This is a genomic window from Bradyrhizobium sp. 187, from assembly GCF_023101005.1.
Classification (GTDB): Bacteria; Pseudomonadota; Alphaproteobacteria; order Rhizobiales; family Xanthobacteraceae; genus Bradyrhizobium; species Bradyrhizobium canariense_D.
This window is the reverse complement of record NZ_CP064693.1, coordinates 7516858-7542742: the sequence shown is the minus strand read 5'-3', so window position 1 is coordinate 7542742 and position 25885 is coordinate 7516858. Positions and strand designations below refer to the sequence as shown.

The following is a 25885-nucleotide window of genomic DNA, read 5'->3' as shown; positions in this document are numbered from 1 at the left end:
AGGAAAAGGCATGTCCCTTGAAACGGCGCGAACGGAATTCATCGAGGCCGGCGGTATGCGCTTTGCCTTCAGGCGCCTCGACCCGGCAAAGGGTATGCCACTGGTCCTGCTTCAGCATTTCACAGGCAACATGGATTCCTGGGATCCGGCCGTGGTGAACCGGCTCGCGGAAACCAGGCCGGTCATCGTTTTTAACAATGCGGGCGTCGGCACGAGCTCCGGCGCGACGCCGGACAACGTCGAGCGGATGGCGGCGGATGCCGAAACTTTCATCAGGGCGCTCGATCTCGGTGAGGTCGATCTTCTCGGCTTCTCGCTCGGTGGCATGATCGCTCAGGTGCTCGCTGCCCGGGGGACGGGGCTCGTCCGCAAGATGATCGTGGCGGGAGCGGCGCCGCGCGGCGGCGAGGAGCATCTGATGGCCGTCGTCAACGACGCCTTTGCCCGTGGGGCTGCCGATGTCAGGCTGCCGCTGTTCTTTACGCCCTCCGAGGCCAGCCAGCGCGCCGGTAGGGGCTTTATCGCGCGAGGACTGCGCGCGCACAGGACCGGGATCCCGAAAGCGGAGACAGTGTGAGCGAACCTCAGGCGAAGGCGATCATCACCTGGTGTGCCCGCAAGGACGAGGCGTCCATCCTCCGCGCAATCGCGCAGCCCACCTTGATTGTTCACGGCAGCGACGATTCAATGTTCCCGAGCATCAACGCCTACAACATGTTCAAGGCGATGAGTGATGCGCAGCTCATCCTGTATCCCGACTCCGGACACGGCGCACCTTTCCAATACCCGGATTTGTTCGTAGCACATTGCAGAACGTTTCTGGATGCGAGGGCTACCGCCTGAGCACCGCGATCGTGCGGTTCGCAAAGGTCAGCCGCTCCGCCATGACCGACACGAAATAGGTCAGCAGCTTGTGGCTGAGCGCTGGATCCTCGGTCTTGATGGCGTCGAACTGGTGCGTATTCAGCACGTAGAGCACGCTGTCGACCTCGGCCTGGATGGTCGCGCTGCGCGGTGTCTGTGACACCAGCCCCATCTCGCCGATCGTGGTGTAACGGCCGAGGCTGCGCACGCGTGTGGTGCGGTCGTGATCGGCCGGGATCATGATGCCGACGCGGCCGTCGAGGATGAAATGCATGGAATCGGCGGGGGCGCCGGCCTGCACGATGACCTCGCCGGCTTCGACCTCGATGCGCTGGCAGCGGCGGATCAGCTCGTCGGCGCCGTCTTCGCTGCCGAGCATTCGCGTGAACCAGTCACGCAGGCTGGCTTCTTCCTGCGCCAGCTCCTGATGCTGCGAGATGAGCTCGTTCTCGCACCATTCCAGCGCGCGATCGAGCTCGGGGATGATGGTGACGCCCTCGCCGACGAAGTCGCTGGAGCGCAGCACCTTCTCGGCCGCAGCCGACAGATGCACCAGGATCAGCTCGACTCCGAGATCGCCGGCGCTGCGCTTGATCTGGGCGAAACTATAGGCAGCCGATGAATCCACGCCGGTGACGAGCTTGAAGTCAAACAGCAGATAGCGGCACTCGGGGCGTTCCTGCAGCAGCTGCTTGACGTGCTGGTAGAGCCGGTTGGCGGAGCCGAAGAAGAGATAGCTCTGGAGATTGAGGCCCTGGATCTTGCCCCCGTGGGCAAGCAGCACGTCCTGGTCGTCGCGCGAGCGGTCGAGCGAGGAGCGGTACTCCGAGCCGTCGAAACTGTATTTGATCGACTCGACCCGCGCGGCGCTGAACGCAAACGTCGCGCAGCCGATGATGACGCCGATCAGGATGCCCGGAACGAAACCCCAGGCCACGATGATCGCGATGATGGCGATCAGCGAGAGATATTCGAGCTTCGACAGCCGCTTGCGCGACTCGATGATCCATTTGTGCAACTGGTCGGCGCCGAGATAGAGCAACAGCCCGCCGAGCACGCATTTGGGGATGAAGCCGAGCAGCTCGGGTGCGACGGCAAGCACCAGCAGCGACAGCGCTGCGGCGGTGAGGCCGGACAGTCGCCCGCGGCCGCCGCTGCTGAAATTGAGCATCGAGCGGCTGGTCGAGCTGCAACCGGGGTAGCCGCCCAGCATGCCGGTCAGGATGTTGGCGGCGCCGGTGACGTTCAGCTCACACTCCAGATTGGCTTCGCGATGCGTGGCCACCTCGATGCCGGTGGTGTTGAACAGCGTGCTGGAGGCCGTGACGAAGATGACGGCGACGACATTGCCAAGCAGGTCCGGTATGGCAAACCAGGGATAGCGGGCGAGATCGTCGGTATGCCAGGGCAGCATGAAGACCGCTTGCGGCGGTGGCTGAAAGGTCCAGCCCAATGTGCGCGCCTCATCGAAGGAAACGCCGGTGATCCAGAACGCCAGATGCGCGGTGAGCACGCCGCCGACCAGGATGATCGGCAGTCCGAACGGGCTGCGCGAGCGGTGCCAGGTGAGATACAGCACCAGCGCCATCGCGCAGGCGGCACCGAGCTCCAGCAGGATGGTGCGGTCGGCGAAGTGCGACAGCGTCGTGAACTGCAGCGGATGGTCGGTGATCACCCGGACCGCACCCATGACGATGAGAAGTCCGGTGGCGCCGAGGAAGCCGCCGACCACCGGATAAGGCACGTAACGGATGGCGCGGCCAAGCCGCGTCAGGCCCAGTCCACACAGCACCAATCCTGTCAGCATCGTCGACAGGCCGAGCGTGATCAGGATAGGGGACAGCAACGGCGTCGACAGGTTCGCCGTCTCGATGCGTTCGACCACCGAGGCCGCCAGGATACCCGTCACCGCGGCGGTCGAGCTGTCGGGGGCTGCAATCGCGAAGGGCAGCGAGCTGCCGAGCCCGACGACGGCCGCAAGCACCGCGGAGCTGACGAAAGTGGCCGTGATGCCGTAGGACAGATAGGGCGACAACGGCCCCGCGAAGATCAGCAGCGCGTAGGACAGTCCGAACGTGACGGTCAGGACGCTGGCGGCGCTCCCGCCCAATATATCGTTCAGCGCGCGCTTGAGGGCCGGATTGAGCCCGGTCGACGGAGTGAAGCCAATCGCTGGATCTGTCACGCCGTGCCACTCGCTGAGTATTCCCCTCCGAGAGGTAGACGACTGGAGACTTAGCGCAACAAGATTCTTGCAAGCCGGATGGAAGAAACCGAAGCGCCCGCCATTCGGTGTCGTCCTGGCGAAAGCCAGGACCCATTATCCCAGGGAGGAGTCGTGCCGCGAGGTGACGGCCACAGTCTTCGCCAAACCGCGCCCGGTGGTAATGGGTCCTGGATCGGCGCTCACTTCGTTCGCTGGTCCAGGACGACGCTAAGGGCCTGCACTAGATCTTGAGTTCGCTTCCCGTCACGCGGCGATATGCTTCCAGATACCGCTTGCTGGTCGCGTCCACCACGCTTGCGGGCAAAGGCGGCGGCGGGGCGTCGCCGTTCCAGCGGCCGGCGCGGCGCTCGACATCGAGATAGTCGCGCAAGGGCTGCTTGTCGAAGCTCGCCTGCGGCTGGCCGGGTTTGTAGGCATCGACGGCCCAGAAGCGCGAACTATCCGGCGTCATGACTTCGTCGATCAGGATGATGCGGCCGTCCTTGTCGCGGCCGAATTCGAACTTGGTGTCGGCGATGATAATGCCCTGTTCGCGGGCGAGCTCCTCGCCGAGCGTGTAGATCGCGCGCGTCATGCTCTCGAGCGTGTAGGCCGTCTCGTCGCCGACGACCTCGCGCATTTTTGCGATGGTAATGTTCTCGTCATGGCCGGTCTCGGCCTTGGTCGCCGGGCTGAAGATCGAGGGCTCCAGCTTCTCGCTCTCGACAAGTCCCGCCTTCAGCTTCTCGCCGGCCAGCGTTCCGCTTGCTGCATATTCCTTCCAGGCCGAGCCCGAGAGATAACCGCGGATCACGCATTCGATCGGAAACACCGTGGTCCGGCGGCACAGCATGGCGCGGCCGAGAATCTCGGCACGATGCGGCTTCAAGGCCGGCACGGCGGCGATGATCTCGTCGGTGTCGGCGCTGATCATGTGATGCGGCACCACGCCTTCGAGCTCGTTGAACCAGAAGGCGCTGATTTGCGTCAGTACCGCGCCCTTCATCGGGATGGTCTCGCCCATCACGACATCGAAGGCGCTGATGCGGTCCGTGGTGACGAGCAGCAGGCGGTCGTCGTCGACGGCGTAGATATCGCGCACCTTGCCGCGCCCGATCTTGGGCAGGGGCAGGTCGCTGGAGAGCATGGTGGTCATCGGCAGAACTTTCGGAGCAAGGCCTTGCGACGGGACATCCGGCCGAGCCTGATCGCGCGACCGGAAGCCGGATTAGCCTATTCCGGCAGCGGAATGAACTCATGTTCCTGCGGAACTGCGGCGAAGCGGCCGGTTTTCCAGTCCTGCTTGGCCTGCTCGATCCGCTCCTTGCTGGAGGAGACGAAATTCCACCAGATGTGGCGCGGGCCCTCCAGGGCGTCGCCGCCCAGAAACATCATCCGCGTGGCCTTGAGCGCCTTCACCGTGATGCGGTCGCCCGGGCGGAAGATCAGCAGTCGCGGCCCTTCGTAGCGCTCGTTCGCGATCTCGACCTCGCCGTCGACCACGTAAATGGCGCGCTCCTCATGATCAGGGTCGAGCGGCACGACCGCGCCCGCGGCCGCCGTGACCTCGGTATAGAACCACGGCGACACCATCGAAACAGGTGAGGTGATGCCGAAGGACGAGCCCGCGATCACCTTTGCGGTGAAGTCGCGCTCGGTGACCATCGGCAGGTCACCCGCGCCGTAGTGCTGGAACGACGGGGCGATCTCTTCCGATCCGGCCGGCAGCGCGATCCAGCTTTGCAGGCCCAGCATCTTCTGCCCCGAGGCGCGCTGCACATCCGGCGTGCGCTCGGAATGCGCGATGCCGCGGCCGGCCGTCATCAAATTCATCGCGCCAGGCTGGATCTCCTGGATGTTGCCCTCACTGTCGCGATGCATGATCGCGCCGTCGAACAGATAGGTGACCGTGGCAAGCCCGATATGCGGGTGCGGCCGCACGTCCATGCCCTTGCCGGAGACGAACTGCACCGGCCCGAAATGGTCGAAGAAGATGAAGGGCCCGACCATCTGCCGCTTGCCGTGCGGCAACGCGCGCCGCACCGCGAAGCCGTCGCCGAGATCGCGCGTGCGCGGCACGATGACGAGATCGAGCGCATCGCAGGACATGGGATCGCCGAGCACGGGATCGTTCGAGGGTTGCCAGCTCATGGTAAAACTCCGTCTAAATTGCTTGGGCTCGATACTAGCAGGATTCCGCGCCAGCGTCGCGGCTAAGCCCGCTGTTATGCCCCGCGAAGGCGGGGCATCCAGTACGCGGCGGCCTATCCGTTCAATCATGGCCGTCTCGGAGTACTGGATCGTCCGGTCAAGCCGGACGATGACAGCTGTGGTGCGGATGGTGCTTGAAAACATACGCCTGACGAAGGATGTTCGGCTGATGTCAACCGCGACCCATCGCAACACCCGATGACCCCAGCCGCAGCCGAGCTCGCCTTTCGCGCCGCCGCCGTGGCGCTGCTGCTGGTGTTGGCAGCGTCATTACTCTCGGATTTCCGCAATGTGCTGGCAGCCCGGCTCGGTGCGGCCTTTGCGCTCGGCTCGGCCGCGCATGCTGTGAGCTATTCTGTCGGAACATCATCGCTGGTACCGGCATGGCATGCGCCGCTGATCGCGTTGTCGACCGGCAATATCGTGGTGTTCTGGCTGTTCACGCGCGCGCTGTTCGACGATGAGTTTCGCCTGCGCCGGTGGCACGGATTGACCTGGGCGTTGGTGGCAGCCTTCAGCTTCGTCAGCTGTCTCTGGATCGCACCCGGCGGACATGTCCGGGTCGCCGTCACCGCGGTGAACCTGATCGTGCTCGGCTTCATTGCGCTCGCGATCGTGCAGACGATCGCCTCATGGTCAGCCGATCTGGTCGAGCGCCGCCGCCGCGTCCGTATCTTCATTGTCTGTGCTGCCGCGCTCTATGGCGGATTGAACGCGGTGCTCCAGATCCTTGTCGTCGGCAGTGACGTCGGCGACGTCGCCAACACCGTCAATACAGGCGTGCTCGCCGGCATTGTCGCGGCCATCGCCTATGCGATGATGCGCGTCGATGGCGCCGACCTGTTTCCAGCCGCCGCGGAAGCGGCGCCCGCGATCGCGGCGAGCCAGCCTGTCGGCGAGGATGCCCCCGACCAAAAGCTCATCGACGCCCTGATGCGGCTGATGGCGGACGAACGGATCTATCGCCAGGAGAACATCAGCATCGGCGTGCTGGCGGGCCGGCTGAAGATTCCCGAATACCGGCTGCGCCGGCTGATCAACCAGGGGCTCGGCTACCGCAATTTCAATGTGTTCCTGAACAACCACCGGATCGAAGAGGCCAAGGCAGCCCTCGCCGATCCCGCCCAGGCCAAGGTCCCCGTCATCACCATCGCGATGGATTCTGGCTTCCAGTCGCTAGGCCCCTTCAACCGCGCCTTCAAGGCCGTGACCGGCGTGACGCCGACGGAGTACCGGCGGCTGAAGGTGAATGCCGTCTAATCTTTAGCACGCTGTAATATCAAGGTTATTTTGGAATCGGCGAGCGTCTCGCTGCTTTCGGCTCTGCCGTTTTCCAAATCCGGCGAGCGGGCATCGCGTGAATGCCGCTTCGTCTCCGGCACACGCCTCAAGCCGGAGCAAGCCCGTGACCCGCCGCCGCAAGATCGTCCTTCTCACCATCGCCATCGTCTTTGCCGGCCTCGCGCTCGGCACGGTTCGCGCCCATGACGTGCCCAAGGTCGTCACCGGCTTCATCGCCGACGTGCTCTGCGCGGAGACGTTTGTCTCGGGCCTCGATATCAGGCCTAACCTGACGGAGACCATTGATGCGATGCCGGGCGCAAGTCTGTTCGCCTGGGCGATGGACTATCGGGTCGATCGCGCGCGCAAGGATGTTACGGTGACGCTGTTCGGCATCGGTCGCAGCCACGCCGTCTATCGCGAGGGACTCGGCTGCACGCTCGAGCACGGCGGAGGGATCACCGACGTCACGTTGCCGCCGGATGACAGGCAGCCGGCGTTGCTGCCCGAGATCGCCGGGCCCGCGGTCGTGTCGCCACAGAGCCCGGAGCTGTCAGCCGCACTCGATCGCGCCTTCGCTGAGCCGCCATCGCCGCCATTCCGCCGCACCCGCGCAATCGTCGTCATGAAGTCGGGCCGCATCATCGCGGAGCGCTATGCGGACGGCATCGGACCGGAGACGCCGCTGCTCGGCTTCTCCATGACCAAGTCCGTGATCTCGGCTCTCACCGGGATCCTCGTGCGCCAGGGCCGACTGAAGCTCGACGGGCCCGCACCGGTCGCCGCCTGGACAAATCCGGACGATCCGCGTCACGCCATCACCGTCGATCAATTGCTGCGCCACACCGCGGGCCTGGCGCTCGGCAGCTCGCTTCAGGCCTCGCTTGGCTCCGCCTTCGAGCCGGTCAATCGCATGAAATTCGTGGAGGCCGACATGGCCGCCTATGCAGCGAGCATGCCGCTTGCGACCGCGCCGGGCACCGTGTGGAATTATCACGATGGCAACACCATCATGCTCGCGCATCTGATCCGCAACGCCGCCGGCGGCAATCCCGCCGATGCGCTTGCCTTCGCGCGCCGCGAATTGTTCGCGCCGCTCGGCATGCGACACGTCACGCTCCAGCTCGACGGCGCCGGCACGATCGAGGGGTCGAGCGAGATGCTCGCATCCGCGCGCGACTGGGCGCGTTTCGGCCAGCTCTATCTCGACGACGGCGTCGCCGGCGGCCGGCGCATCCTGCCCGAGGGCTGGGTGAATTACTCGGCGTCGGCGACGCCCAATGCCTGGGTCGGTATCGGCGCCGGATTCTGGACCAACCAGGGCGACAGCTTTGGCGCGACCTTTCGCGTCGATCACGGCTGGCCGCGCGATGCCTTCTTCGCCAAGGGCACGATCGGGCAGTATACAATCGTGATTCCGTCGGAACGACTCGTGATCGTGCGGCTCGGCCGTTCGCCGAACTCACCGCCGGAAGCGGACGGTGTGTTTGATCTGGTGCGGGATGTGATTGCGGCAACGCGCGCTAAAGGGAAGGTGGCGGGGATGGATTGAGGTGCTTTACCTTCCCAGCTCCGTCGCCTTTGCCACGCGATCGAACCGCTCCAGCGTCATGATCGCGTCTGCGAATTTCTCCGCGCGCGCATTCAGCACCGGGCGTGCCAGCGTCAAGAATTTTTGCTGCATCGCCTGTGCATCCGGGAACGAGGTCGGCTCCCCCGAGGGATCGGCGTAGAGCCGCTCATGCACGCCGTCGTCCGTCGTGATACTCACGCGCGCGCCAAAGGGGTGGGTGCGGCCGATTTCGAGGCGATCGTCCTGCACTACGTCGAACTTGTCGGCGAGTGCGTCGATGGCGGCGTCGCCAAGACGATTGTAGTCGTCCCAGCCAAATGAGCCCTGGTCGAGCGCGAGCGCGCCGGTGAAGAACATCGAGAACTGGCCGCCGACGATCGAGGTCGGGTGGCGCTTGGTCGCGGCGTCGCCGGTGAGCGTGATGCCGTTGCGATGCAGGCCGATTTCGACCCGCTTGACCTGATCGGGCGTCAGATTGTGCTCGCGCCGCATTGCGATCAGCGCGTCGATCGCGGCGTGGGTATAGCGGCAGCTCGGATACGGTTTGACGCCGATCTTCATGGTCTCGTAGGTCTTGCCGAGCTCGGCGACCGCCTTGTCGGGATGCGCATCGTCGGTGTAGCCGGCGAGCAGGCCATGTTTGCCCTCCACGGATTCCGTCGCCCCGACGAAGTCGTTGCGCGCCAGCGTCGCGGCGATCACGCCATTCATCGCGGCGGCTCCGACCTGGTAGCGCTTGTTCCAGGCGCCATTGACCAGGAATTGCAGCGAGCCCGCGGCCTGGCTGCCGGCGACGCCGAAGGTGGCGATGAGCTGTTGCTCGGACAGGCCGAACAGTTTTCCGGCGGCCGCTGCTGCGCCATAGGTGCCAGCGGTGGCGGTCGGATGGAAGCCGCGCGCATAATGCGAGGTCGGGTCGAGCGCGTTGCCGAGCCGGCAGCAGACCTCATAGCCCGCAACGATCGCGGTCAGCACGTCGCGGCCCGACGCGCCGACCATCTCGCCGATGGCGAAGGCGGCCGGAACGACCGGCGCGCTCGGGTGCAGCGAGGAGTCCGCATGGGTGTCGTCGAAGTCGAGGGAATGGCCGAGCGCGCCGTTGAGCAGCGCCGCGACCGCCGGCGTCCAGGTCTTGCTGTCGCCGAACACGGTGGATTCGCCCCTGGTGTCGAGCGCGAGCGCCTCCAGCATCTTCAGGATCGAGGGGGTCGATTCCGCTTCGCTGCGGGCGCGGATGGCGCTGCCCAGGAAGTCCAGCGTCAGCACCTTTGCGCGATCCAGCACTTCCGCCGGAATATCCCCGTATTTCAGATTGAAGACATAGGCAGCGAGCGTTGCGGTTTCGTGGGCCATCGTGTTTCCTCGTTTTGGCGCGCAAGTTAGGCGGGCTGATTTGGCCTTTCAAGCGGCCATGGGCTGCGGGCATCAGCTATGCTTTTGGCAGGCTCCAAGAGGATCGGGATATTCCACGATGGGACTTCCAAAAGATGTGTTCGACCGGGTCCGGGCGCGGCGAACGCAACTGGGCCTGGCGATCCGGGTCACGGTCGCGGCCACCGCGGCCTACGCGATCGCCACCGCGCTGCATCTGCTGCTGCCGCTCTGGGCGGTGCTGACCTCGCTGATCGTGACCCAGTTGAGCGTCGGGCGCTCGCTGAAGGCGACGCGCGATTACGTGCTCGGCACCATCGGCGGCGCCATCTATGGGGGCGCCATCGCGATCCTGATCCCTTATTCGACCGAGGCCGGCCTGTTGGGCCTGCTGGTGCTGGCGGTCGCGCCACTCGCCTTCGTCGCCGCGATCAACCCGAGCCTCAATGCAGCGACGGTCACCGCCATCATCGTGCTGCTGGTTCCGACGATGCATCATTCCGATCCCATGACATCGGCAATCGATCGGGTCAGCGAGGTCGGGGTCGGCGCAATCACGGGATTGCTGGTCTCGTTCCTGGTGCTGCCCTCGCGCGCGGTGCGCCAGATCCGCGCCAGCGCGGCAAGGCTGCTCGAGCTGATCGCGGACGCCTTCACCGAGCTGCTCGCGGGTCTCACGCGCGGCCGCGACAACGATGCGCTGCACCGGATCCAGGACGGCATCGGCACCGCGATGGTGGGCATGAATGCGATCGGTGCCGAAGCCGAGCGCGAGCGGGCCGCGCGCCTGTCAAGCGGGCCCGACACCGGTCCCTTGCTGCGAACGATCCTACGGCTGCGCCACGACGTCGTGATGATCGGCCGCTCGACCGTGGTGCCGTTGCCGGCCGAGGTGCAGATGCGGCTCGCCGCGCCGCTGGCGGAGGTCAGTGCGGCGATCGTGCGCTTTCTGCGCTCGGCGGCCGAAGCGTTGCGGGCTGGTGCCGGCGCGCCGCCGATTCATCCCGTGCACGTCGCGCTCCAGCATTACGCCGAGGCGGTTGCCGCCGTTCGCCAGGACGGCCTGATCCGCGGCCAGCCGAGCGACACCGCCGAGCGCTTCTTCGCGATCGGCTTCTCGCTGGAGCAGATGCACCAGAATCTCTGCGATCTCGATCGCGTCGTCGGCGAGTGGTCGGAAGCCTCGTCGGACAAGTCAGCGCGCTTGGCCGAGTGAGCTAGCGCCGCATCAGGTCCTTGCCCTGCATGCGCCAGACCAGCAAATCGATGCGGTCCTGGCCGAAGAACGGCTCGTTGTCGAACACGAAGGTCGGCACGCCCCAATGGCCGGAGGCGGCGTGGTCCTTCTCGTTCTCCGTGATCACCTGCTCGTAGCGATCAGGGTCCGCGGTGATTGCGGCATCCATCGCGGCGAGATCGAAGCCGGCCTTTTCGGCGCCGCGCCCGAGATGATCGCCTTCGTTCCAGCCCGACACCGAGCCGTCCCACAGCACGCGGGCGATTGCATCGGTGAATGCGAGCGAGCGTCCCTCGAGCTGCGCCATGGCACCAAGCCGGGTCAGACGGTGGATGTAGGGCTGCTCCGCCGCGACCTCGAACGTCACCTTGTGCTGCACGATCGGATCGGGCCTGGGAAAGCGGAACGGAATGCCTTCGTGCTGCGCCACGCGCGTGCTGTCGAGCACCACATAGCGAATGAAGTTCGGGCTGGCCTTCTTGAAAAACCCGGGCACACGGACTGCGAGCGGATAGACCGGCCGCAAATTCACCGTCAGATCGTAGGTTTCGACCAGGTTGAGCGTTTTCGGCAACGCCAGACAGCTGAACGGGCTGCGAAAGGAGTAGAAGAGGTCGACGGAGAGCGTCATCGGGCCGGCTCCACGAGCCGCCCCATCATGCTGCGGGCGACGAGCTTGTGGAAGGGCGTGATGAACGCGAGATAGGCGCGGCCCAGCCGATTGTTGGTCCGCACCAGCGTGGTCAGGGTGACGTGGCGCAGCACCGCTTCGCCGGCGACATCGACCACGATGCGGAAGTCGAGATGATAATCATTGAAGCCGGCGACCAGCTGCTCCGGCGTTTCGCTCAGCACCGGAAACAAGCCGATCGGGCCGCCCGGCGCTGGTGCGCCTTCACCCGATGTCTTCAATCCAAAGGGCCTCACGAGGATGTTGCGCAGGCGTGTCAGTGCACCGATCCAGCGCGGTCCGTGCAACACCATCCTGGTGCAGGCCTCGCGGGCATTCACCGGTGCTGTGCCGATCTCCACGCGAAAGGCGTCGATGAATTGCGCACCGGCCAGCAGCGTGCCGGCGTCGACATCGGGGATGACTTCGCGGACGGTCCCGTTCATCCCGCCAGTTTGCGCGTCAGCATCCGGAAGCGCAAGATCAGAAGTCCGGCATAGACGAACGATCCGATCGACAGTCCGATCCAGACACTGACCGCGCCGAAATCAGCGTGAAAAGCGAGCAACCAGGCGATGGGAAAGCCCACGCACCAGTAGCCGATCGCGGCGAATACCAACGTCATTCTGGTGTCATTGATGCCGCGCAGTGCGCCGCCCATGATGGTCTGGATGGCATCGGCGATGAAGAAGGTCGCGCCGACCAGCAGCAGCGTTGCAGTCAGCTCGACGGTCGCCATGCTCGCCTCGCCGCTGCCGAAGAACAGCCGTCCGAGCTCATAGCGGCCGAGAATGATTGCGACGCTGAGGGCCGAGACGAACGCGATCCCGATCACGGCTGCCACGAGACCTGCGCGCCTCACCGCAGCCGGGTCGCCCCGGCCGAAGGCGTGGCCGACCCGCACCGTGGCTGCCATGCCGATGCCGAGCGGGACCATGAACAGCACGGCGGTGACCTGGAGCGCGATCTGATGCGCCGCGAGCGCCGTGGTCGAGATCAACCCCATCAGCAGCGCCGCCGAAGAGAACAGGCCATATTCCAGCAGCAGTGAGAACGAGATCGGGGCGCCGATCGCGATGAGCTTGTGCATCAGGGGCCAGTCGATCCGCCAGAGATGGGCAAGCGGACGATAATCCGCGAACGGCTTGCGCAGCCCCGCAATGGCGAGCGTGGCGACGAACGTGCCGAGATTGACGATGGTGGTCGCAAGCCCTGCGCCGAACAGACCGAGCTCCGGCAGGCCGAACAGGCCGTGGATCAGGGCGTAGACCAGCGCGGCATTGACGGGGATCGCCGCGAGCGTGATCCATAGCGGGGCCTGCGGCCGGTTCACCGCGCTCATCATGCTGCGCAGCGCGATGAAGCCGAGTGCCGGCGCGATGCCCCAGGCCAGCCCATTCAGATAGCGCTGGGCGAGCGCGGCCGAGTGCGGCGCCTGACCGAGTGCGACCAGGATGTGCTCGCCATAGAGCGGGGAGGCCATCATCGGCAGCGAGATCAGCAAGGCGACCCACAAGCCGACGCGCAGAGAGCGGCGGATGCGCCTGACATCGCCGGCGCCGAAGGCTTGCGCGACCAGCGGCGACACCGCCGTCATCAATCCGAGCCCGAAGGTGAAGCTGACGAAATAGACCGTGTGCGCCAGCGCTGCTGCTGCGACCGCGCTCTCGCCGAGCCGCCCGATCAGCGCGAGATCGGTCGTGATCATCGCGATCTGCCCCAGCTGCGTCAGCATCATCGGCACGGCCAGCCGCAGCGTCGCGACGAATTCGTCGGCGAGAGGATTTGGCGGCACGCCGGCTTGCGGCTGCGAACGAGGCTGGACGGTGTCGAGCATGGCCGGGTCAATAGCACAGCCGGGCGACGAAAACATGGCTTGGTCTTCTCCCTCTCCCCTTGCGGGAGAGGGTGGCTCGCCGCAGCAGCGGCGAGACGGGTGAGGGGGATCTCTCCGCGTACGGCCCTCAAGCAGCAGGACTCGCTGAAGCAACCCCTCATCCGGCGCTATAGCCGATGCGAAGCTTCGGCGTTCTCAAAAACGGCGGCCAAAGGCCGCCTACGCCACCTTCTCCCACAAGGGGAGAAGGGAAGAAGCGCCTCAGCCCTTCCGTTCAGGCACGCGCCTGATCTTCGCGCCGAGCGCGTTGAGGCGCTCGTCGATGCGCTCGTAGCCGCGCTCGATCTGGTCGGCGTTGTTGATCGTGGAGGTGCCCTCGGCGCAGACGGCCGCGAGCAGCATGGCCATGCCGGCGCGAATGTCGGGCGAGATCATCGATGCACCGCGCAGGCGGCTGGGGCCGGCGATGATGGCGCGATGGGGGTCACAGAGCACGATACGCGCGCCCATCGCGATCAGCTTGTCGACGAAGAACATCCGCGATTCGAACATCTTCTCGAACATCAGGATCACGCCCTCGCATTGCGTGGCGGTGACGATCGCGATCGACATCAGATCGGCCGGGAAGGCCGGCCAGGGCTGGTCTTCCAGCTTCGGCACGTGGCCGCCAAAATCGTCCTGGATCTTCAGCGTCTGGTTTGATGGCACGATGAGATCGTCGCCCTCGATGCGGCAGACGATGCCGAGCCGTTCGAATCCCATGCGGATCGAGCGCAGATGCTCGACGCCCGCGCGCACGATGCGAAGCGGCGACCGCGTCACGGCCGCGAGTCCGATCAGCGAGCCGACCTCGATATGGTCGGGCTGGATCCGGTAGGTCGCGCCGCCCAGCGTCGCCGGACCGTGCACCATCATGGTGTTGGTGCCGATGCCCTCGATCCCTGCGCCGAGCGCGACCAGGAAGTTGGCGAGGTCCTGCACATGCGGCTCGGACGCGGCGTTGCGCAAATAGGTGGTGCCTTGGGCGGCGACGGCTGCGACCAGCGCGTTCTCGGTCGCGGTCACGCTGGGCTCGTCCAGGAACACGTCGGCGCCGGTCAGTTTCGAAGCGCGGAATTCGAGCCGGTCGGTCGCGGTGACCTTGGCTCCCAACTGCTCGAGTGCGAGCACATGCGTGTCGAGCCTTCGGCGGCCGATGACGTCGCCGCCGGGCGGCGGTAGCATCACTTCGCCGCAGCGGGCGAGCAGGGGGCCGGCGAGCAGGATCGAGGCGCGGATGCGCACGCACAGATCAGGATCGAGATCGGCGGCGCGGATGCTCTTGGCGTGAATATGAAGCGTGTTGCGGGCGGTCCATTCCGCCGCCGCGCCGACCGAGCGGATCAGCTCGACCAGCGTCTCGGTGTCGCGGATCCGCGGCACGTTCTCCAGCGTCACCGGATGCTCGGTGAGCAGGGCTGCCGCGATGATCGGCAGGGCCGCATTCTTGTTGCCGGAAGGCTCGATCGAGCCCGAGAGCCGGTGACCGCCCTCGACAATGTACTGGATGGGCGCCACGGGGTCTCTCGCTGTCGTGTTGGGTGGGCGGGTTTTCGAGGCGGAAACTACCGAGAATTGAGCGCGGGAGCAATTCTGCACTTGTCGCGAGGGCGGGGGAGGTTCAGCCGTGTCTCTACGTCATGGCCGGGCTTGTCCCGGCCATCCACGCCTTTGCCAGATGCACGGAGAACCTAGATGCCCGGGACAAGTCCGGGGCATGACGACCGTCCAAGCCATCCGATCTCAGATATCGATCGTCGCGCTCAGCGAATGTTCCTGGATGAAGTCGCGGCGCGGCTCGACCACGTCGCCCATCAGCTTGGTGAAGATGTCGTCGGCCTCGTCGACCTCTTTGACCTTCACCTGGAGCAGTGATCGCGCATTGACGTCCAGCGTCGTCTGCCAGAGTTGCTCCGGATTCATCTCGCCCAGCCCTTTGTAGCGCTGCAGCGAGACGCCCTTGCGGCCGGCGTCGGTGACGGCTTCGAACAGATCGACCGGGCCGTAGACCATGTGCTCGGTGTCCTTGCGCCGCAGCTTGCCGGGGCGGGCATAAACGTCCTGGAGCTTGACGGTGTACTCGTCGAGCTTGCGGGCTTCGACCGAGCCCAGGAACGCGTCATCGATGAGGGCGACGTCCTTGACGCCGCGCACGGTGCGCTCGAACTGGAAACCATGGCCTTCGACGTATTGACCGATCCAGCCGCGCTCGACCTCGTCGGCGAGCGTGTCGAGGCGGGCGGCGATGTATTGGGCTGCCGCGGCGGCTTTCTCCGGATCGCCGTAGATCGCCTTGTTGAGCACGCCGGTGATGGCGGCCTGCTCGATCACCTTGCGATTGTAGCGGGTGTGCAGGCTGCGCAGGACGCCGCGGACGGCGCGGGCGTCATCGACCAGCGAGCGCAGGTCGCGGCCGGTGCGATCGCCGCCGGTGCCGGGAATATAGACGCAATCGTCCAGCCCGGTATCGATCAGATAATCTTCCAGCGCCCGCTCGTCCTTCAGATATTGCTCGGACTTGCCGCGGTTGACCTTATAGAGCGGCGGCTGGGCGATATAGAGATAGCCGCCGTCGATGATCTCGCGCATCTGCCGGTAGAAGAAAGTGAGCAGCAGCGTGCGGATGTGGGCGCCGTCGACGTCGGCGTCCGTCATCACGATGATCTTGTGATAGCGCAGCTTCTCGATCGAGAATTCGTCGCTGATGCCGGTGCCGAGCGCGGTGATCAGCGTGCCGATCTGCTCGCTGTGCAGCATCTTGTCGGGACGCACGCGTTCGACATTGAGGATCTTGCCGCGCAGCGGCAGCACGGCCTGGAATTCGCGGTTGCGGCCCTGCTTGGCGCTGCCGCCTGCCGAGTCACCCTCGACGATGAAGAGCTCGGATTTCGCCGGGTCCTTCTCCTGGCAGTCGGCGAGCTTGCCGGGCAGCGAAGAGACCGAGAGCGGGCTCTTGCGCGTCAGCTCGCGCGCCTTTCGCGCGGCTTCGCGGGCAGCCGCCGCCTGGATCACCTTGCCGACGATCATCTTGGCTTCGGAGGGATGCTCCTCGAACCAGGCCTGCAGCGCCTCGTTGAGCACGTTCTCGACCACGGGGCGCACTTCCGAGGACACCAGCTTGTCCTTGGTCTGCGACGAAAATTTTGGGTCCGGCACCTTCACCGACAGCACCGCAGTGAGGCCTTCGCGGCAGTCGTCGCCGGTGAGCGCGATCTTTTCCTTTTTCGCGTTGGCCTCGGCATAGCCGTTGACCTGGCGCGTCAGCGCGCCGCGGAAGCCGGCGAGATGGGTGCCGCCGTCGCGCTGCGGGATGTTGTTGGTGAAGCACAGCACGTTCTCGTGGTAGCTGTCGTTCCACCACAACGCGGCCTCGACACCGATGCCGTTGGATTCCGCGCGCACCATGATCGGCGCCGGAACGATCGCCTTCTTGTTGCGGTCGAGATATTTGACGAATTCCTCGACGCCGCCGGAATAGTGCATCTCCTCGCGCTTCTCGACGGCGTGACGCATGTCGGAGAGGGCGATGTTGACGCCGGAATTGAGGAAGGCGAGCTCGCGCAGCCGGTGCTCCAGCGTGGCGAAATCATACTCGATGTTCTTGAAGGTTTCCGTCGAAGCCTGGAACGTCACCTCAGTGCCGCGCCTGCCGGGCGCGTCGCCGACCACCTTGAGCGGCGCGACCGCATCGCCATGGGCGAATTCGATGTAGTGTTCCTTGTTGTCGCGCCAGATGCGCAAGCCGAGCTTGCTTGACAGCGCGTTGACGACGGAGACGCCGACGCCGTGCAGACCGCCGGAAACCTTGTAGGAATTCTGGTCGAACTTACCGCCGGCATGGAGCTGGGTCATGATGACCTCGGCTGCCGAGATGCCTTCGCCCTTGTGGATGTCGACGGGAATGCCGCGGCCGTCGTCGCGCACGGTGACGGAATTGTCGGCGTTGAGGATCACGTCCACGCGCGTGGCGTGGCCCGCGAGCGCCTCGTCGATCGCGTTATCCACGACCTCGTACACCATGTGATGCAGGCCCGAGCCGTCATCGGTGTCGCCGATATACATGCCGGGACGCTTGCGGACGGCGTCGAGACCCTTGAGCACGCGGATCGATTCCGCCCCGTAATCGCTCGGATTTGAGGGTTCGTTTTCGGCAGGCGTCTGCCGAGCAGGTTCTGTCATGAGAGGCCTTCGAGATGTCGCCCGAATCAGCGGCGCAAAAGGCGCTGATATGCGGGCTATTTGTGCCACGAAAGACGGATTGCGCCTAGCGCAAAGTATCCCCCGGCAAGTCTTTGATTAAATAGAATTTTTTGGCCGATTTTCAAGGCCTTCGAAGCCCGATTCGGCGGCTTGGAAAAAGCGCGATTCGGGAAGCCGTTTCGGGCCGTGGAAGGCGTGGATTTTGCGGGGACGAGGGCGTTCCGAGGCGCCTGGAACGCCCCGGAACGGCCTTGCAGCTCAATACATCTGAAGCGGCAGCACATCTCCGTTTGGCCCCACCAGGAGGCCCCAGGCATCGCCGGCGGCCACTGTGAGAATCTCGGTGCGAGTGGGGCGTCCCGGCAGACGCAGCGCGTACTGGTACTTGCCTGGCGGCAGATCGAGCATCGGGCCTTTCGGCGATTGCGGACCGCCGGCGCCGGCCGCGATCTTTACGGTCTGATTGTTGATCGTCAGCGATGCTTCTTTCGGCCCCATATTGCCGAGCATCAGCCTGGCCTGTCCGGCCTTCGGCATGATGTCGGCCTTGGCCGCGGCCTGCGGATTTCGCTGCATCAGGCTGACCGTGGTCTCGTCTCGGGCGCGGCCAAGCTTCAGCACGGCCGGCCCCTGCGGCGAGGTGAACGCGAGCTCCGCCCGCTCGGCCGTCACGATCGCGCCGTCGGCCTTCTCTTGCCAGCCCCGATTGGTCAGCTCCGCGCGATAGAAGGCGAGGACCTCGCCAAGCTCGGCGGGGATGCTGGCTTCGAGCTCGGTCCGGAACGACTGGTCGCTGCCGGGAAATTTCGTGGAGCTGATGCCGGTCGAGCTGTGCTGCGTCGGCACCGGCAGGGCCGAATCGGGATCGGGCGTGAGCGGCTCCTTCGATTTGGTCTGGACCGCCTTGGCTTGGGTCGATTTGGCCTCGACGGGCTTCGCCGCGGCGACGACCAGACCGGAGCCGTTGGCGCTAACGTTCACCTTCGGTCCCATCTGCATCACGGTCATCGAGATCGACTTGCCGCTCTTTGCGAACTCCATCACCGCCATGTTGGGCTGATTGATGACGGAGGGCTGCTCTTTCCAGCCCGCTGGCTTGAGCGATGCGCGATAGAACGCAGTGAGCGCCTTCACGCTCGAGGTCGAGGAGAACTCGAGCCTGCCCTCGTCGCTCTCGAACTTCACACCCTCGGCGTTTTCAGGCAGCGGCACCGGAATCTTGCTGTCGGCCTGCGCGTTGAGCGGCGCGTCGGACAATGCGGCCGCCTGCACCTTGCGCCTGGCTTCGTCGGCGGTGATGAGCTGCTTGGCCGCACCTAACGCATCCCCAAGGAACTTGTCGTCCGCCTCTTTCTTCGCCTTGGCACGGGCGGCAAGCGCGGAGTCCTTCACCTGCGCGGTCAGGCTGACCATGGTGAAATCATATTTGCGGCGCGCCGTATCGCGCTCAAGCGTCCCAGCAAGGAGGAGATCGACATTTCGCGCTTGTTGTCGCTCGCGCCGCCGAGCCCCCTGGCCGTCTTGGTCGGGCTCGGCCGCGGCAGGCCGGCCAGATCGCTATCGGCTTTGAGCTCGCTCGGCAGCGCGAAGGGGGCGACCCGGATATCGACATTGGTGCGGCCATCGTCGCGGCGCGTCAGCGTCAGCATCACGGGCTTCTGCTGATAGAAGCCGGTCTCCTTGCTATCGGCATGCGCGTAGAACGCGCGCAGGCCGTTGGGAACGGTTTCATTCAGGCTGGTGGTCCAGCGTGCGGCGGTTTCCGGCGTGAGCTTCTGCCAGCCGATCGCAGCCATCTGGCTGCTGTAGAAATCCGACGTTGCATCGAGCGGCGTCGGCGCGATGCAGCCGAGATAGGGCCGGGTCCCGTCGAACACGATGTCACTTGCGCCTTCCGGAAATGGCACGTTCCCGTACATCCGGTCGGTGGTGTAGTAAACCACGGACTGGTCGGGCCGGCCGAGCGCCTGCGTGAAATGAACGGAAAGGCCTTGTCGTCCCTTCCTGAACTTCAGCAGGCTGCTTTTCTCCTCAAGCGGCATCACATAGGGCACCCATCCGTTGTCGCGCAGGAGCTTTTGGACCGCGGGCAGCGTCACGGCCTGCCGCATCGGTACGCGATATTCGACGCTATAGGGATCGGGGCGCGAAATGTCTTCCACCGCACCTTCGAGCTGGGGCAGCGCGTGGACGTCGACGATGCCCTCGTCGGCGCCGGCCGCGATCGAGCAGCTCGCCATCAGGAAGAGACCGCATGCAAGCAGCCGCCATCGTGCCGGGACTTGCATCCCGCGCGGGATCATCGCCATCGTTACGTCTCCAGGATGCCGCGCGGCGCTTGGGCGCGCGCGATTGCAACGGCTGCGACACCGTCGGCGGGTCTCAAACGAGAAGTCGCGGCAGGAACCGGGCAGGTTCAAAGATCCGGACGGCTCAATACAGCTGGAGCGGCGACCATGCCTCGCCGTCGCGCCCGATGGTGAGCTCCCAGGCGTCGCCGGCTGCGACGGTGAGGATATTGCTGTGGGCCGGACGGCCGGGTACGTTCAGTTCGTAGGAATATCTGCCGGGCGCCAGATCCAGCGAGACGGCGTTAGCGCCGGCCGAGCGCTTGATGATGTGCGCGTTGATCCCGAGCACGGCTTCCGTCTCGCCGATGTTGCTGAACACCAGCTTCGCCTGGCCCGGCTCGGGCATGACGTTCGCCCGGGTTGCAGTATCCGAGTTCTTCTGCACGAGATGAACCAAGGTGCTGCTGCCCTTGCGGCCGAGCTCCAGCATCGCCGGACCGAGCGGAGATGCGAACGCGAGCTGGACGTGATCGGCGGAGACGACGGCGCCATCGTGCTGCTCCTGCCAGCCGAGCTTTCCGAGCTCCCTGCGGTAGAAGGCTAGGACGTCGCCGAGTTCGGCGGGCACGGTGGCCTCGAGCTTGACCCGAAGCGGCGCTTCGACGCCCCGCATCAGGGTGGTGTGGATTCCTCGAAAGCTGTAGCGGGTCGGTGCGAGCAGCCTGGCATCGGGATCCGGCGTGAGATCGGCGGAAAACAGCGCCGCGAGATGCGGCATCCCGGCGCCGGCCCTTGCAGCGAGCATGCAGATCGCGAGCAGGACGAGGCCGCACGCAAACGCCCGCCATCGTGCCGGAGCTTGCGCCCCGGACCTTGCCGTCCGCATCTCACTCTCCAGGGGTCTCGCGCGGCATGTCATTGCGCGATTGCAAAACGGCTGCGACGCCGTCGGCGCGGCCTCCGGCAACTAGTCGCGGCAGAAATGGGGCCGGTTCAACGGCGGCGACTAGCGCCGGGCCGATACCTGTCCGCTTTCGACGTCAAAGATCTCGCCCCCGGCGCCGATCTCGGCGAAGGCGGCAGGGTCTGCGCCGGTCAACCACACCTGCGCGCCGAGCTTGCGCAGCTCGTCGAACAGCGCCGCGCGCCTGCCGGGATCCAGATGCGCGACGACCTCGTCGAGTAGCAGCAGCGGCACGATGCCGGTCATCTCGGCGACCAGGCTCGCATGCGCCAGCACCAGCCCGATCAGCAACGCCTTCTGCTCGCCGGTCGAGGCATCGCGCGCCGGCATGCTTTTCGGCGCGTAGATCACCTGCAGATCGGTGAGATGCGGACCATCCGTGGTACGGCCGGCGATGGCGTCACGCGGACGGTTGTCGCGCAGGATCTGGCGGTAGCGGTCCTCGACCGACGTCGCGGTCTCCGTCAGCAGCGCGTTCTCCATCCAGCCGTCGAGCGCGATCTGCGCCGAAGGGAAGGCGGAGGCCTGCGCGCGAGCGTTCAGCATGCCGGTCAGACGCGCCGCGGTCTGGCCGCGGGTTGCGGCGACCGCGACCGCAAGCTCCGCGGTCTCACGCTCGATCGCGTCACACCAATGGTCGTCGTAATTGCGCGTCTCGAGCAGTCGGTTGCGCGAACGCAGCGAACGTTCGAGCGCGGAGATGCGGCTGGAATGGTCGCTGTCGATGGCGAGCACCAGGCGGTCGAAGAAGCGCCGCCGCTCGGACGCCGCTCCCATGAACAGCCCGTCCATCGCCGGCGTCAGCCATACCATGCGGATGTGGTCGCCGAACGCCGCCGCCGAATTGACCGGTTCGCGGTCGATGCGGCAGCGCCGGCTGACCGGGCTATCTGCGCACGGCGGATCGATGCCGGTGCCGAGCGTGGCAAGGCCCAGCGCGCCCTCGACCTGTGCCGACACCGCCCAGGAGCCGTCGCCCTGATTGTCGGCGACGTCGTCCAGCGTCGCACGCCGCAGGCCGCGTCCCGGCGACAGGAACGAGATCGCCTCGATGCAATTGGTCTTGCCCGCTCCGTTCGGCCCGACCAGGACCACCATGTCGGCCGCCGTCTCGAGCCCCGCCGCCCGGTAATTACGAAAATGCGTCAGCGTCAGGCGATGAATGCGGGAGGGGGTCATCAGATCTTTGTCGTGGCCGCGATTCTTCCCCTCTCCCCTTGTGGGAGAGGGTGGCGCCTCACAAGGTGAGGCGACGGGTGAGGGGTATCTTACCGCTCGGCGAGCTTTGCAAGGATGTCCTCCAATACAGAAGTGGGTCGCTGGAGCACGTCGTTGTTCCAGTAGCGCGCGATGACAAAGCCTTCGGCGAGAGAGCTGCGTCACGCGCTGCATCGCGTCGTGATTCTCCGTGCTGACCGCCGTCGATCTCGATCACCAGGCGCTTCTCAAAGCAGACGAAGTCGAGAATGTAGGTGTTGAACGGGACCTGCCGGCGAAACTTGAAAGCGGAGAGTTGCCGGTGCCTGAGCAGGCGCCACATTGCCGCTTCCGCATCCGCCGGTTCGTGCCGCATATTCTTCGCGAATTGGCGAAGACGTTTGGAGACTGGCCGATGGGATGGTTCCTGCGGCACGAACCCCTCACCCGACTGAGTATGTATCCGCCCGTGGAGATGCCCTCTCCCACAAGGGGAGAGGGCGCAGCAACGTGCATTGCGCTTGTTTCGGCAGGCGAAGCTGTAGCTTCCCCCTCTCCCCTTGTGGGAGAGGGGGGCTTCGCGCAGCGAGGCCGGGTGAGGGGTTGTCTCTGCATAAAAGGTGTCGCGAGAGGAGGACCACGTCCCTCACACCCGCATCGGCATCAGCACGTAGAGCGCGCTCTTGTCGTCGCGGTCTTGCACCAGAGTCGGTGAGCCCGGGTCGGCGAGCCGGAGCGTTGCGACGTCGCCTTCGATCTGGGCGGCGATGTCGAGCAGATAGCGGGAGTTGAAGCCGATATCGAGGGCGTCGGAGGCGTATTCGACTTCGAGCTCTTCGGTCGCGCTGCCGGAATCCGGATTGGTCACCGACAGCACCAGCTTGCCCGGCGACAGCGAGAGTTTCACGGCTCGCCCGCGCTCGCTGGAAATCGTCGAGACGCGGTCGACCGCGTTCTCGAAATCCTTCTTGTCGACGACGAGCTCCTTGTCGTTGCCCTGCGGGATCACGCGGCCGTAATCGGGGAAGGTGCCGTCGATCAGCTTCGAGGTCAGCACCACATTGCCGATGGTGAAGCGGATCTTGGCCTGCGACAGCTCGATCGTGACCTCGGCCTCGTTGTCCTCGATCAGGCGCTGCACCTCGCCGACCGTCTTGCGCGGCACGATCACGCCGGGCATGCCCTCGGCACCCTTGGGCTGCACCAGGTCGAGCTGGGCGAGGCGGTGGCCGTCGGTGGCGACGCCGCGCAGGGTGGCGGCTTTGGCGGAGCCCGCGGCATGCAGGTAGATGCCGTTGAGATAATAGCGGGTCTCCTCCGTGGAGATCGCGAACTGGGTGCGATCGATCAGCCGCTTGACGTCCTTGGCGGCGAGGCTGAACGAATGCGACATGTCGCCGGCGGCGAGATCCGGGAAATCGTTTTCCGGCAGGGTCTGCAGCGTGAAGCGGGAGCGCCCGGCACGGATCGCCAGCACGGCGCGGTCGCCGTCGGCTTCGAGCACGATCTGCGAACCATCCGGCAGCTTGCGCACGATGTCGTAGAACATGTGCGCCGGCACGGTGGTCGAGCCCGCGGTCGCGGTTTCCGCCGCGAGCGTTTCCGTGACCTCGAGGTCGAGGTCGGTCGCCTTCAGCGACAATTTCGCGTTTTCGGCCCTAACAAGCACGTTGCCGAGGATCGGAATCGTGTTGCGGCGTTCGACCACGCGGTGGACGTGGCCCAGCGACTTCAGGAGTTGCGCGCGTTCGACCGTAACCTTCATTGCACTACTCGCCCGATCCCCAAGGAAACACAAATCTGGAAAAGCCGGGCGGCGGGACGCGCGCCACGGCACCGAAGACCCCGGAAAGCCGGATCATCCAGCCGATATGACCAAAGCCGTCAGGGTCGCGCAAGGTGGCGCGGATGGCCCCCGGATTCAAGGGATTGCGGGCAGTTCCCCACGATTTACCTATGTTTCCGCAACGCGCTGAACGCCTCGCCGGCCAGGGACGTCTCTGCGCCCGTCACGGCCGGGCTTGTCCCGGCCATCCACGTCTGGGTTCGCGGTCCTAAGAACGTGGATGCCCGGGACAGGCCCGGGCATGACGACCTCCGATGCAGCTTGGATGTGGTCGCACCCGCGCAGAAGCAAATAGGCGTTTATTCCTGAAGCTGGCGCTTGAGCGATTCGACCTCGTCCGACAGCGCCGTGTCCTTGGAAACCAGGGCCTCGATCTTGCGCACGGCGTGCAGCACCGTGGTGTGGTCGCGCCCACCGAAGCGGCGGCCGATCTCGGGGAGCGATCGCAAGGTCAGCGTCTTGGCGAGATACATCGCCACCTGGCGCGGACGGACCACGTTGGCGGTCCGGCGCGAGGACAGGAGATCGGAGCGGCTGACATTATACTGCCGTGCCACCACGCGCTGGATGTCCTCGATCTTGATCCGCTTCGGTTCCTGCGGCCGGATCAGGTCGCGCACCTCGTGCTCCGCCATCTCCAGCGTCACCGGCCGATTGTTGAGCTTCGAATGCGCGAGCAGGCGGTTGATCGCGCCTTCGAGATCCCGGCCGTTATGGGTGATGGCGCGGGCCAGATAGGTCAGCACCTCCTCCGGCACCTCGAAGGTCGCATGATGGGCGCGGGCGGCTGCGACGCGCGACTTGAGAATACCGTGCCGCAGCTCCTCGCCGAGCGAGGCCATCTCGACCACGAGGCCGCCGGCCAGCCGCGAGCGCACGCGGTCGTCGAGGCTTTCGAGGTCGGACGGCGGACGGTCGGCCGCGATCACGACCTGGCGGCCGGCATCGATCAGCGCGTTCAGCGTGTGGCAGAACTCGGCCTGGGTCGACTTGCCCTGCAGGAACTGGAGATCGTCGATCACGAGCACGTCGATGCCGCGCAACGCTTCCTTGAAGGCGAGCGCCGTCTGCGTCTTCAGCGCGGCGACGAAGCCGTACATGAATTTCTCGGCGGTGAGATAAAGCACCTTGCGCTCGTTGCCGGAATTGCCGGCCCAGGTCACCGCCTGCAAGAGATGCGTCTTGCCGAGGCCGACACCCGCATGGATGTAGAGCGGATTGAACATGACGGGATCGCCGCGACGACCCTCGGCGACCTGACGCGCAGCCGCATGCGCCAGCGTGTTGGAACGGCCGACGACGAAGCTCGCAAACGTCAGGCGCGGATCGAGCGGCGAGCCGCCGAGTGCATCATGATTGGCCGAGACCGGCGCGGTCGCGGTCGAGCGCAGCTCCGGCGCAGGCGAGCGGCGCGTTTCGACCGGCGCGGGCGCTTCCTTCTGCTGCACCACGGGGCGCACGGCCGAGCGCACGGTGAGATCGATGCGATGCACTTCCGGCATCTCGGCCTGCCAGCACGACAGCACGCGCTCGGCATAATGGGCCTGGATCCAGCTCTTCAGGAAGCGGGTTGGCACCGACAGACGCACGCTCTCGTCCTGGACGCCTTCCAGATCCATGCGCGCGAACCAGCTCGTATAGACGTCCTCGCCTACGTTCGAGCGCAGCCGACTCTTCACGCGTGACCAGCGATCCTGTTCCGGGGTTGTCATCATTTGAGAACTTTTCTTGAGAGATAAGGTTGCGTGGTGAGCGCCATGCTGAGTTCCTGCCAGGGATACCTGCTCAGGGATATTTGCGATGGCGGGACCTCAAGCGATTTCACCTGCAGGCATGGCTCGACCGTTCGGCGGAAACGCCGCGTCCGATCAGCAATGTCTAGAGATGGAGGGGTCGCGAGGTCAGCGCGTACTCGGCGCTCCGTTACACGCGGGAGGCTTGATGTCCGACGGATCTAAAACGGCATCGCTGGAAGTCGAAATGCTGGAAGTCGAAATGTGTTTCAATACCGCGTTGAGTTCGTAAGACATGATACCTCCCCGTCCTGCCGTGATTGCTCACGACAAGGTCCTGCGTGTCCAAACGACACCCGCTTCGT

The 25885-nt window shown here is 65.3% G+C and carries 16 protein-coding genes and 3 pseudogenes; 4 read left to right on the top strand and 15 right to left on the bottom strand.

The genetic code is table 11. The annotated features are described in order from the left end of the window. Positions 1–10 precede the first annotated feature (10 nt). Positions 11–843: pseudogene (locus IVB19_RS36210) on the top strand (alpha/beta fold hydrolase). On the opposite strand, the gene IVB19_RS36205 reads toward IVB19_RS36210, so the two are convergent. From IVB19_RS36205 to IVB19_RS36195, 3 genes are all read right to left on the bottom strand, one after another. Next, a complete protein-coding gene (locus IVB19_RS36205; protein WP_247295891.1) occupies positions 833–3049 on the bottom strand; it encodes an SLC26A/SulP transporter family protein in 2217 nt (738 codons plus the stop codon). The pseudogene IVB19_RS36210 and the gene IVB19_RS36205 sit on opposite strands and share 11 nt — an antisense overlap. 262 nt (positions 3050–3311) lie before the next feature. Beyond that, positions 3312–4226 carry a phosphoribosylaminoimidazolesuccinocarboxamide synthase gene (locus IVB19_RS36200; RefSeq protein ID WP_018455824.1) on the bottom strand — a complete coding sequence of 305 codons (915 nt, stop codon included), beginning with the start codon at positions 4224–4226 and terminating at the stop codon, positions 3312–3314. Positions 4227–4303: 77 nt separating this feature from the next. Continuing rightward, positions 4304–5221: a pirin family protein gene (locus tag IVB19_RS36195; protein ID WP_018455825.1), complete on the bottom strand. Its 918-nt coding sequence runs from the start codon at positions 5219–5221 to the stop codon at positions 4304–4306. Between the two features lie 258 nt (positions 5222–5479). Here IVB19_RS36195 and IVB19_RS36190 point away from each other — a divergent pair, with 258 nt between their 5' ends. Together IVB19_RS36190 and IVB19_RS36185 are read left to right on the top strand one after the other, a co-directional pair. Further along, positions 5480–6541 carry an AraC family transcriptional regulator gene (locus IVB19_RS36190; RefSeq protein ID WP_018455826.1) on the top strand — a complete coding sequence of 354 codons (1062 nt, stop codon included), beginning with the start codon at positions 5480–5482 and terminating at the stop codon, positions 6539–6541. Between the two features lie 145 nt (positions 6542–6686). Beyond that, the gene (locus tag IVB19_RS36185) at positions 6687–8114 is read left to right on the top strand and encodes a serine hydrolase domain-containing protein (protein ID WP_018455827.1); all 1428 of its coding nucleotides are present in this window, start codon (positions 6687–6689) and stop codon (positions 8112–8114) included. A gap of 6 nt (positions 8115–8120) precedes the next feature. On the opposite strand, the gene IVB19_RS36180 is transcribed toward IVB19_RS36185, so the two are convergent. Next, the gene (locus IVB19_RS36180) at positions 8121–9488 is read right to left on the bottom strand and encodes an MmgE/PrpD family protein (protein WP_247820833.1); all 1368 of its coding nucleotides are present in this window, start codon (positions 9486–9488) and stop codon (positions 8121–8123) included. Between the two features lie 118 nt (positions 9489–9606). Here IVB19_RS36180 and IVB19_RS36175 point away from each other — a divergent pair, with 118 nt between their 5' ends. Continuing rightward, positions 9607–10722: an FUSC family protein gene (locus IVB19_RS36175; RefSeq protein WP_018455829.1), complete on the top strand. Its 1116-nt coding sequence runs from the start codon at positions 9607–9609 to the stop codon at positions 10720–10722. 1 nt (position 10723) lies between these two features. On the opposite strand, the gene IVB19_RS36170 is transcribed toward IVB19_RS36175, so the two are convergent. The 11 genes and pseudogenes from IVB19_RS36170 to dnaA form a co-directional block, all read right to left on the bottom strand. Beyond that, a complete protein-coding gene (locus tag IVB19_RS36170) occupies positions 10724–11374 on the bottom strand; it encodes a 2-hydroxychromene-2-carboxylate isomerase (RefSeq protein ID WP_018455830.1) in 651 nt (216 codons plus the stop codon). Next, positions 11371–11859 (bottom strand): DUF2867 domain-containing protein, encoded by a 489-nt coding sequence (locus tag IVB19_RS36165; RefSeq protein ID WP_018455831.1) that lies wholly within the window; start codon positions 11857–11859, stop codon positions 11371–11373. The genes IVB19_RS36170 and IVB19_RS36165 overlap by 4 nt, the downstream gene beginning before the upstream one ends. After that, complete coding sequence (locus tag IVB19_RS36160) at positions 11856–13250, bottom strand: MATE family efflux transporter (protein ID WP_018455832.1); 1395 nt, start codon at positions 13248–13250, stop codon at positions 11856–11858. The genes IVB19_RS36165 and IVB19_RS36160 overlap by 4 nt, the downstream gene beginning before the upstream one ends. A 261-nt stretch (positions 13251–13511) precedes the next feature. Next, positions 13512–14807 (bottom strand): UDP-N-acetylglucosamine 1-carboxyvinyltransferase, encoded by a 1296-nt coding sequence (gene murA, locus IVB19_RS36155; protein WP_247295895.1) that lies wholly within the window; start codon positions 14805–14807, stop codon positions 13512–13514. A gap of 225 nt (positions 14808–15032) precedes the next feature. Continuing rightward, positions 15033–17468, bottom strand: a complete 2436-nt coding sequence (gyrB, locus tag IVB19_RS36150; RefSeq protein ID WP_018455834.1) for a DNA topoisomerase (ATP-hydrolyzing) subunit B — start codon at positions 17466–17468, stop codon at positions 15033–15035. Between the two features lie 279 nt (positions 17469–17747). Continuing rightward, positions 17748–19798 (bottom strand): annotated as a pseudogene (locus IVB19_RS40850) (hypothetical protein). Positions 19799–19922: 124 nt separating this feature from the next. Next, entirely contained in the window at positions 19923–20666 is a 744-nt protein-coding gene (locus tag IVB19_RS36135; protein ID WP_026233034.1) for a hypothetical protein, read from the bottom strand. A gap of 120 nt (positions 20667–20786) precedes the next feature. Further along, complete coding sequence (gene recF, locus IVB19_RS36130; RefSeq protein WP_018455838.1) at positions 20787–21923, bottom strand: DNA replication/repair protein RecF; 1137 nt, start codon at positions 21921–21923, stop codon at positions 20787–20789. An 89-nt stretch (positions 21924–22012) separates the two neighbouring features. Then, positions 22013–22377: pseudogene (locus IVB19_RS36125) on the bottom strand (endonuclease domain-containing protein). Positions 22378–22587: 210 nt separating this feature from the next. Then, complete coding sequence (gene dnaN / locus IVB19_RS36120; protein ID WP_007598262.1) at positions 22588–23706, bottom strand: DNA polymerase III subunit beta; 1119 nt, start codon at positions 23704–23706, stop codon at positions 22588–22590. A gap of 380 nt (positions 23707–24086) precedes the next feature. Further along, positions 24087–25499 carry a chromosomal replication initiator protein DnaA gene (gene dnaA, locus IVB19_RS36115; RefSeq protein ID WP_026233035.1) on the bottom strand — a complete coding sequence of 471 codons (1413 nt, stop codon included), beginning with the start codon at positions 25497–25499 and terminating at the stop codon, positions 24087–24089. Positions 25500–25885: the final 386 nt, after the last annotated feature.

What these genes read in the sequence shown, in the direction of transcription:
- IVB19_RS36180 (WP_247820833.1), bottom strand. Translation starts at nt 9,488, where the DNA reads ATGGCCCACGAAACCGCAACGCTCGCTGCCTATGTCTTCAATCTGAAA.
- IVB19_RS36190 (WP_018455826.1), top strand. Translation starts at nt 5,480, where the DNA reads ATGACCCCAGCCGCAGCCGAGCTCGCCTTTCGCGCCGCCGCCGTGGCG.
- IVB19_RS36195 (WP_018455825.1), bottom strand. Translation starts at nt 5,221, where the DNA reads ATGAGCTGGCAACCCTCGAACGATCCCGTGCTCGGCGATCCCATGTCC.
- dnaN (WP_007598262.1), bottom strand. Translation starts at nt 23,706, where the DNA reads ATGAAGGTTACGGTCGAACGCGCGCAACTCCTGAAGTCGCTGGGCCAC.
- IVB19_RS36165 (WP_018455831.1), bottom strand. Translation starts at nt 11,859, where the DNA reads ATGAACGGGACCGTCCGCGAAGTCATCCCCGATGTCGACGCCGGCACG.
- recF (WP_018455838.1), bottom strand. Translation starts at nt 21,923, where the DNA reads ATGACCCCCTCCCGCATTCATCGCCTGACGCTGACGCATTTTCGTAAT.
- gyrB (WP_018455834.1), bottom strand. Translation starts at nt 17,468, where the DNA reads ATGACAGAACCTGCTCGGCAGACGCCTGCCGAAAACGAACCCTCAAAT.
- IVB19_RS36200 (WP_018455824.1), bottom strand. Translation starts at nt 4,226, where the DNA reads ATGACCACCATGCTCTCCAGCGACCTGCCCCTGCCCAAGATCGGGCGC.
- IVB19_RS36160 (WP_018455832.1), bottom strand. Translation starts at nt 13,250, where the DNA reads ATGCTCGACACCGTCCAGCCTCGTTCGCAGCCGCAAGCCGGCGTGCCG.
- IVB19_RS36175 (WP_018455829.1), top strand. Translation starts at nt 9,607, where the DNA reads ATGGGACTTCCAAAAGATGTGTTCGACCGGGTCCGGGCGCGGCGAACG.
- dnaA (WP_026233035.1), bottom strand. Translation starts at nt 25,499, where the DNA reads ATGACAACCCCGGAACAGGATCGCTGGTCACGCGTGAAGAGTCGGCTG.
- IVB19_RS36170 (WP_018455830.1), bottom strand. Translation starts at nt 11,374, where the DNA reads ATGACGCTCTCCGTCGACCTCTTCTACTCCTTTCGCAGCCCGTTCAGC.
- IVB19_RS36135 (WP_026233034.1), bottom strand. Translation starts at nt 20,666, where the DNA reads ATGCGGACGGCAAGGTCCGGGGCGCAAGCTCCGGCACGATGGCGGGCG.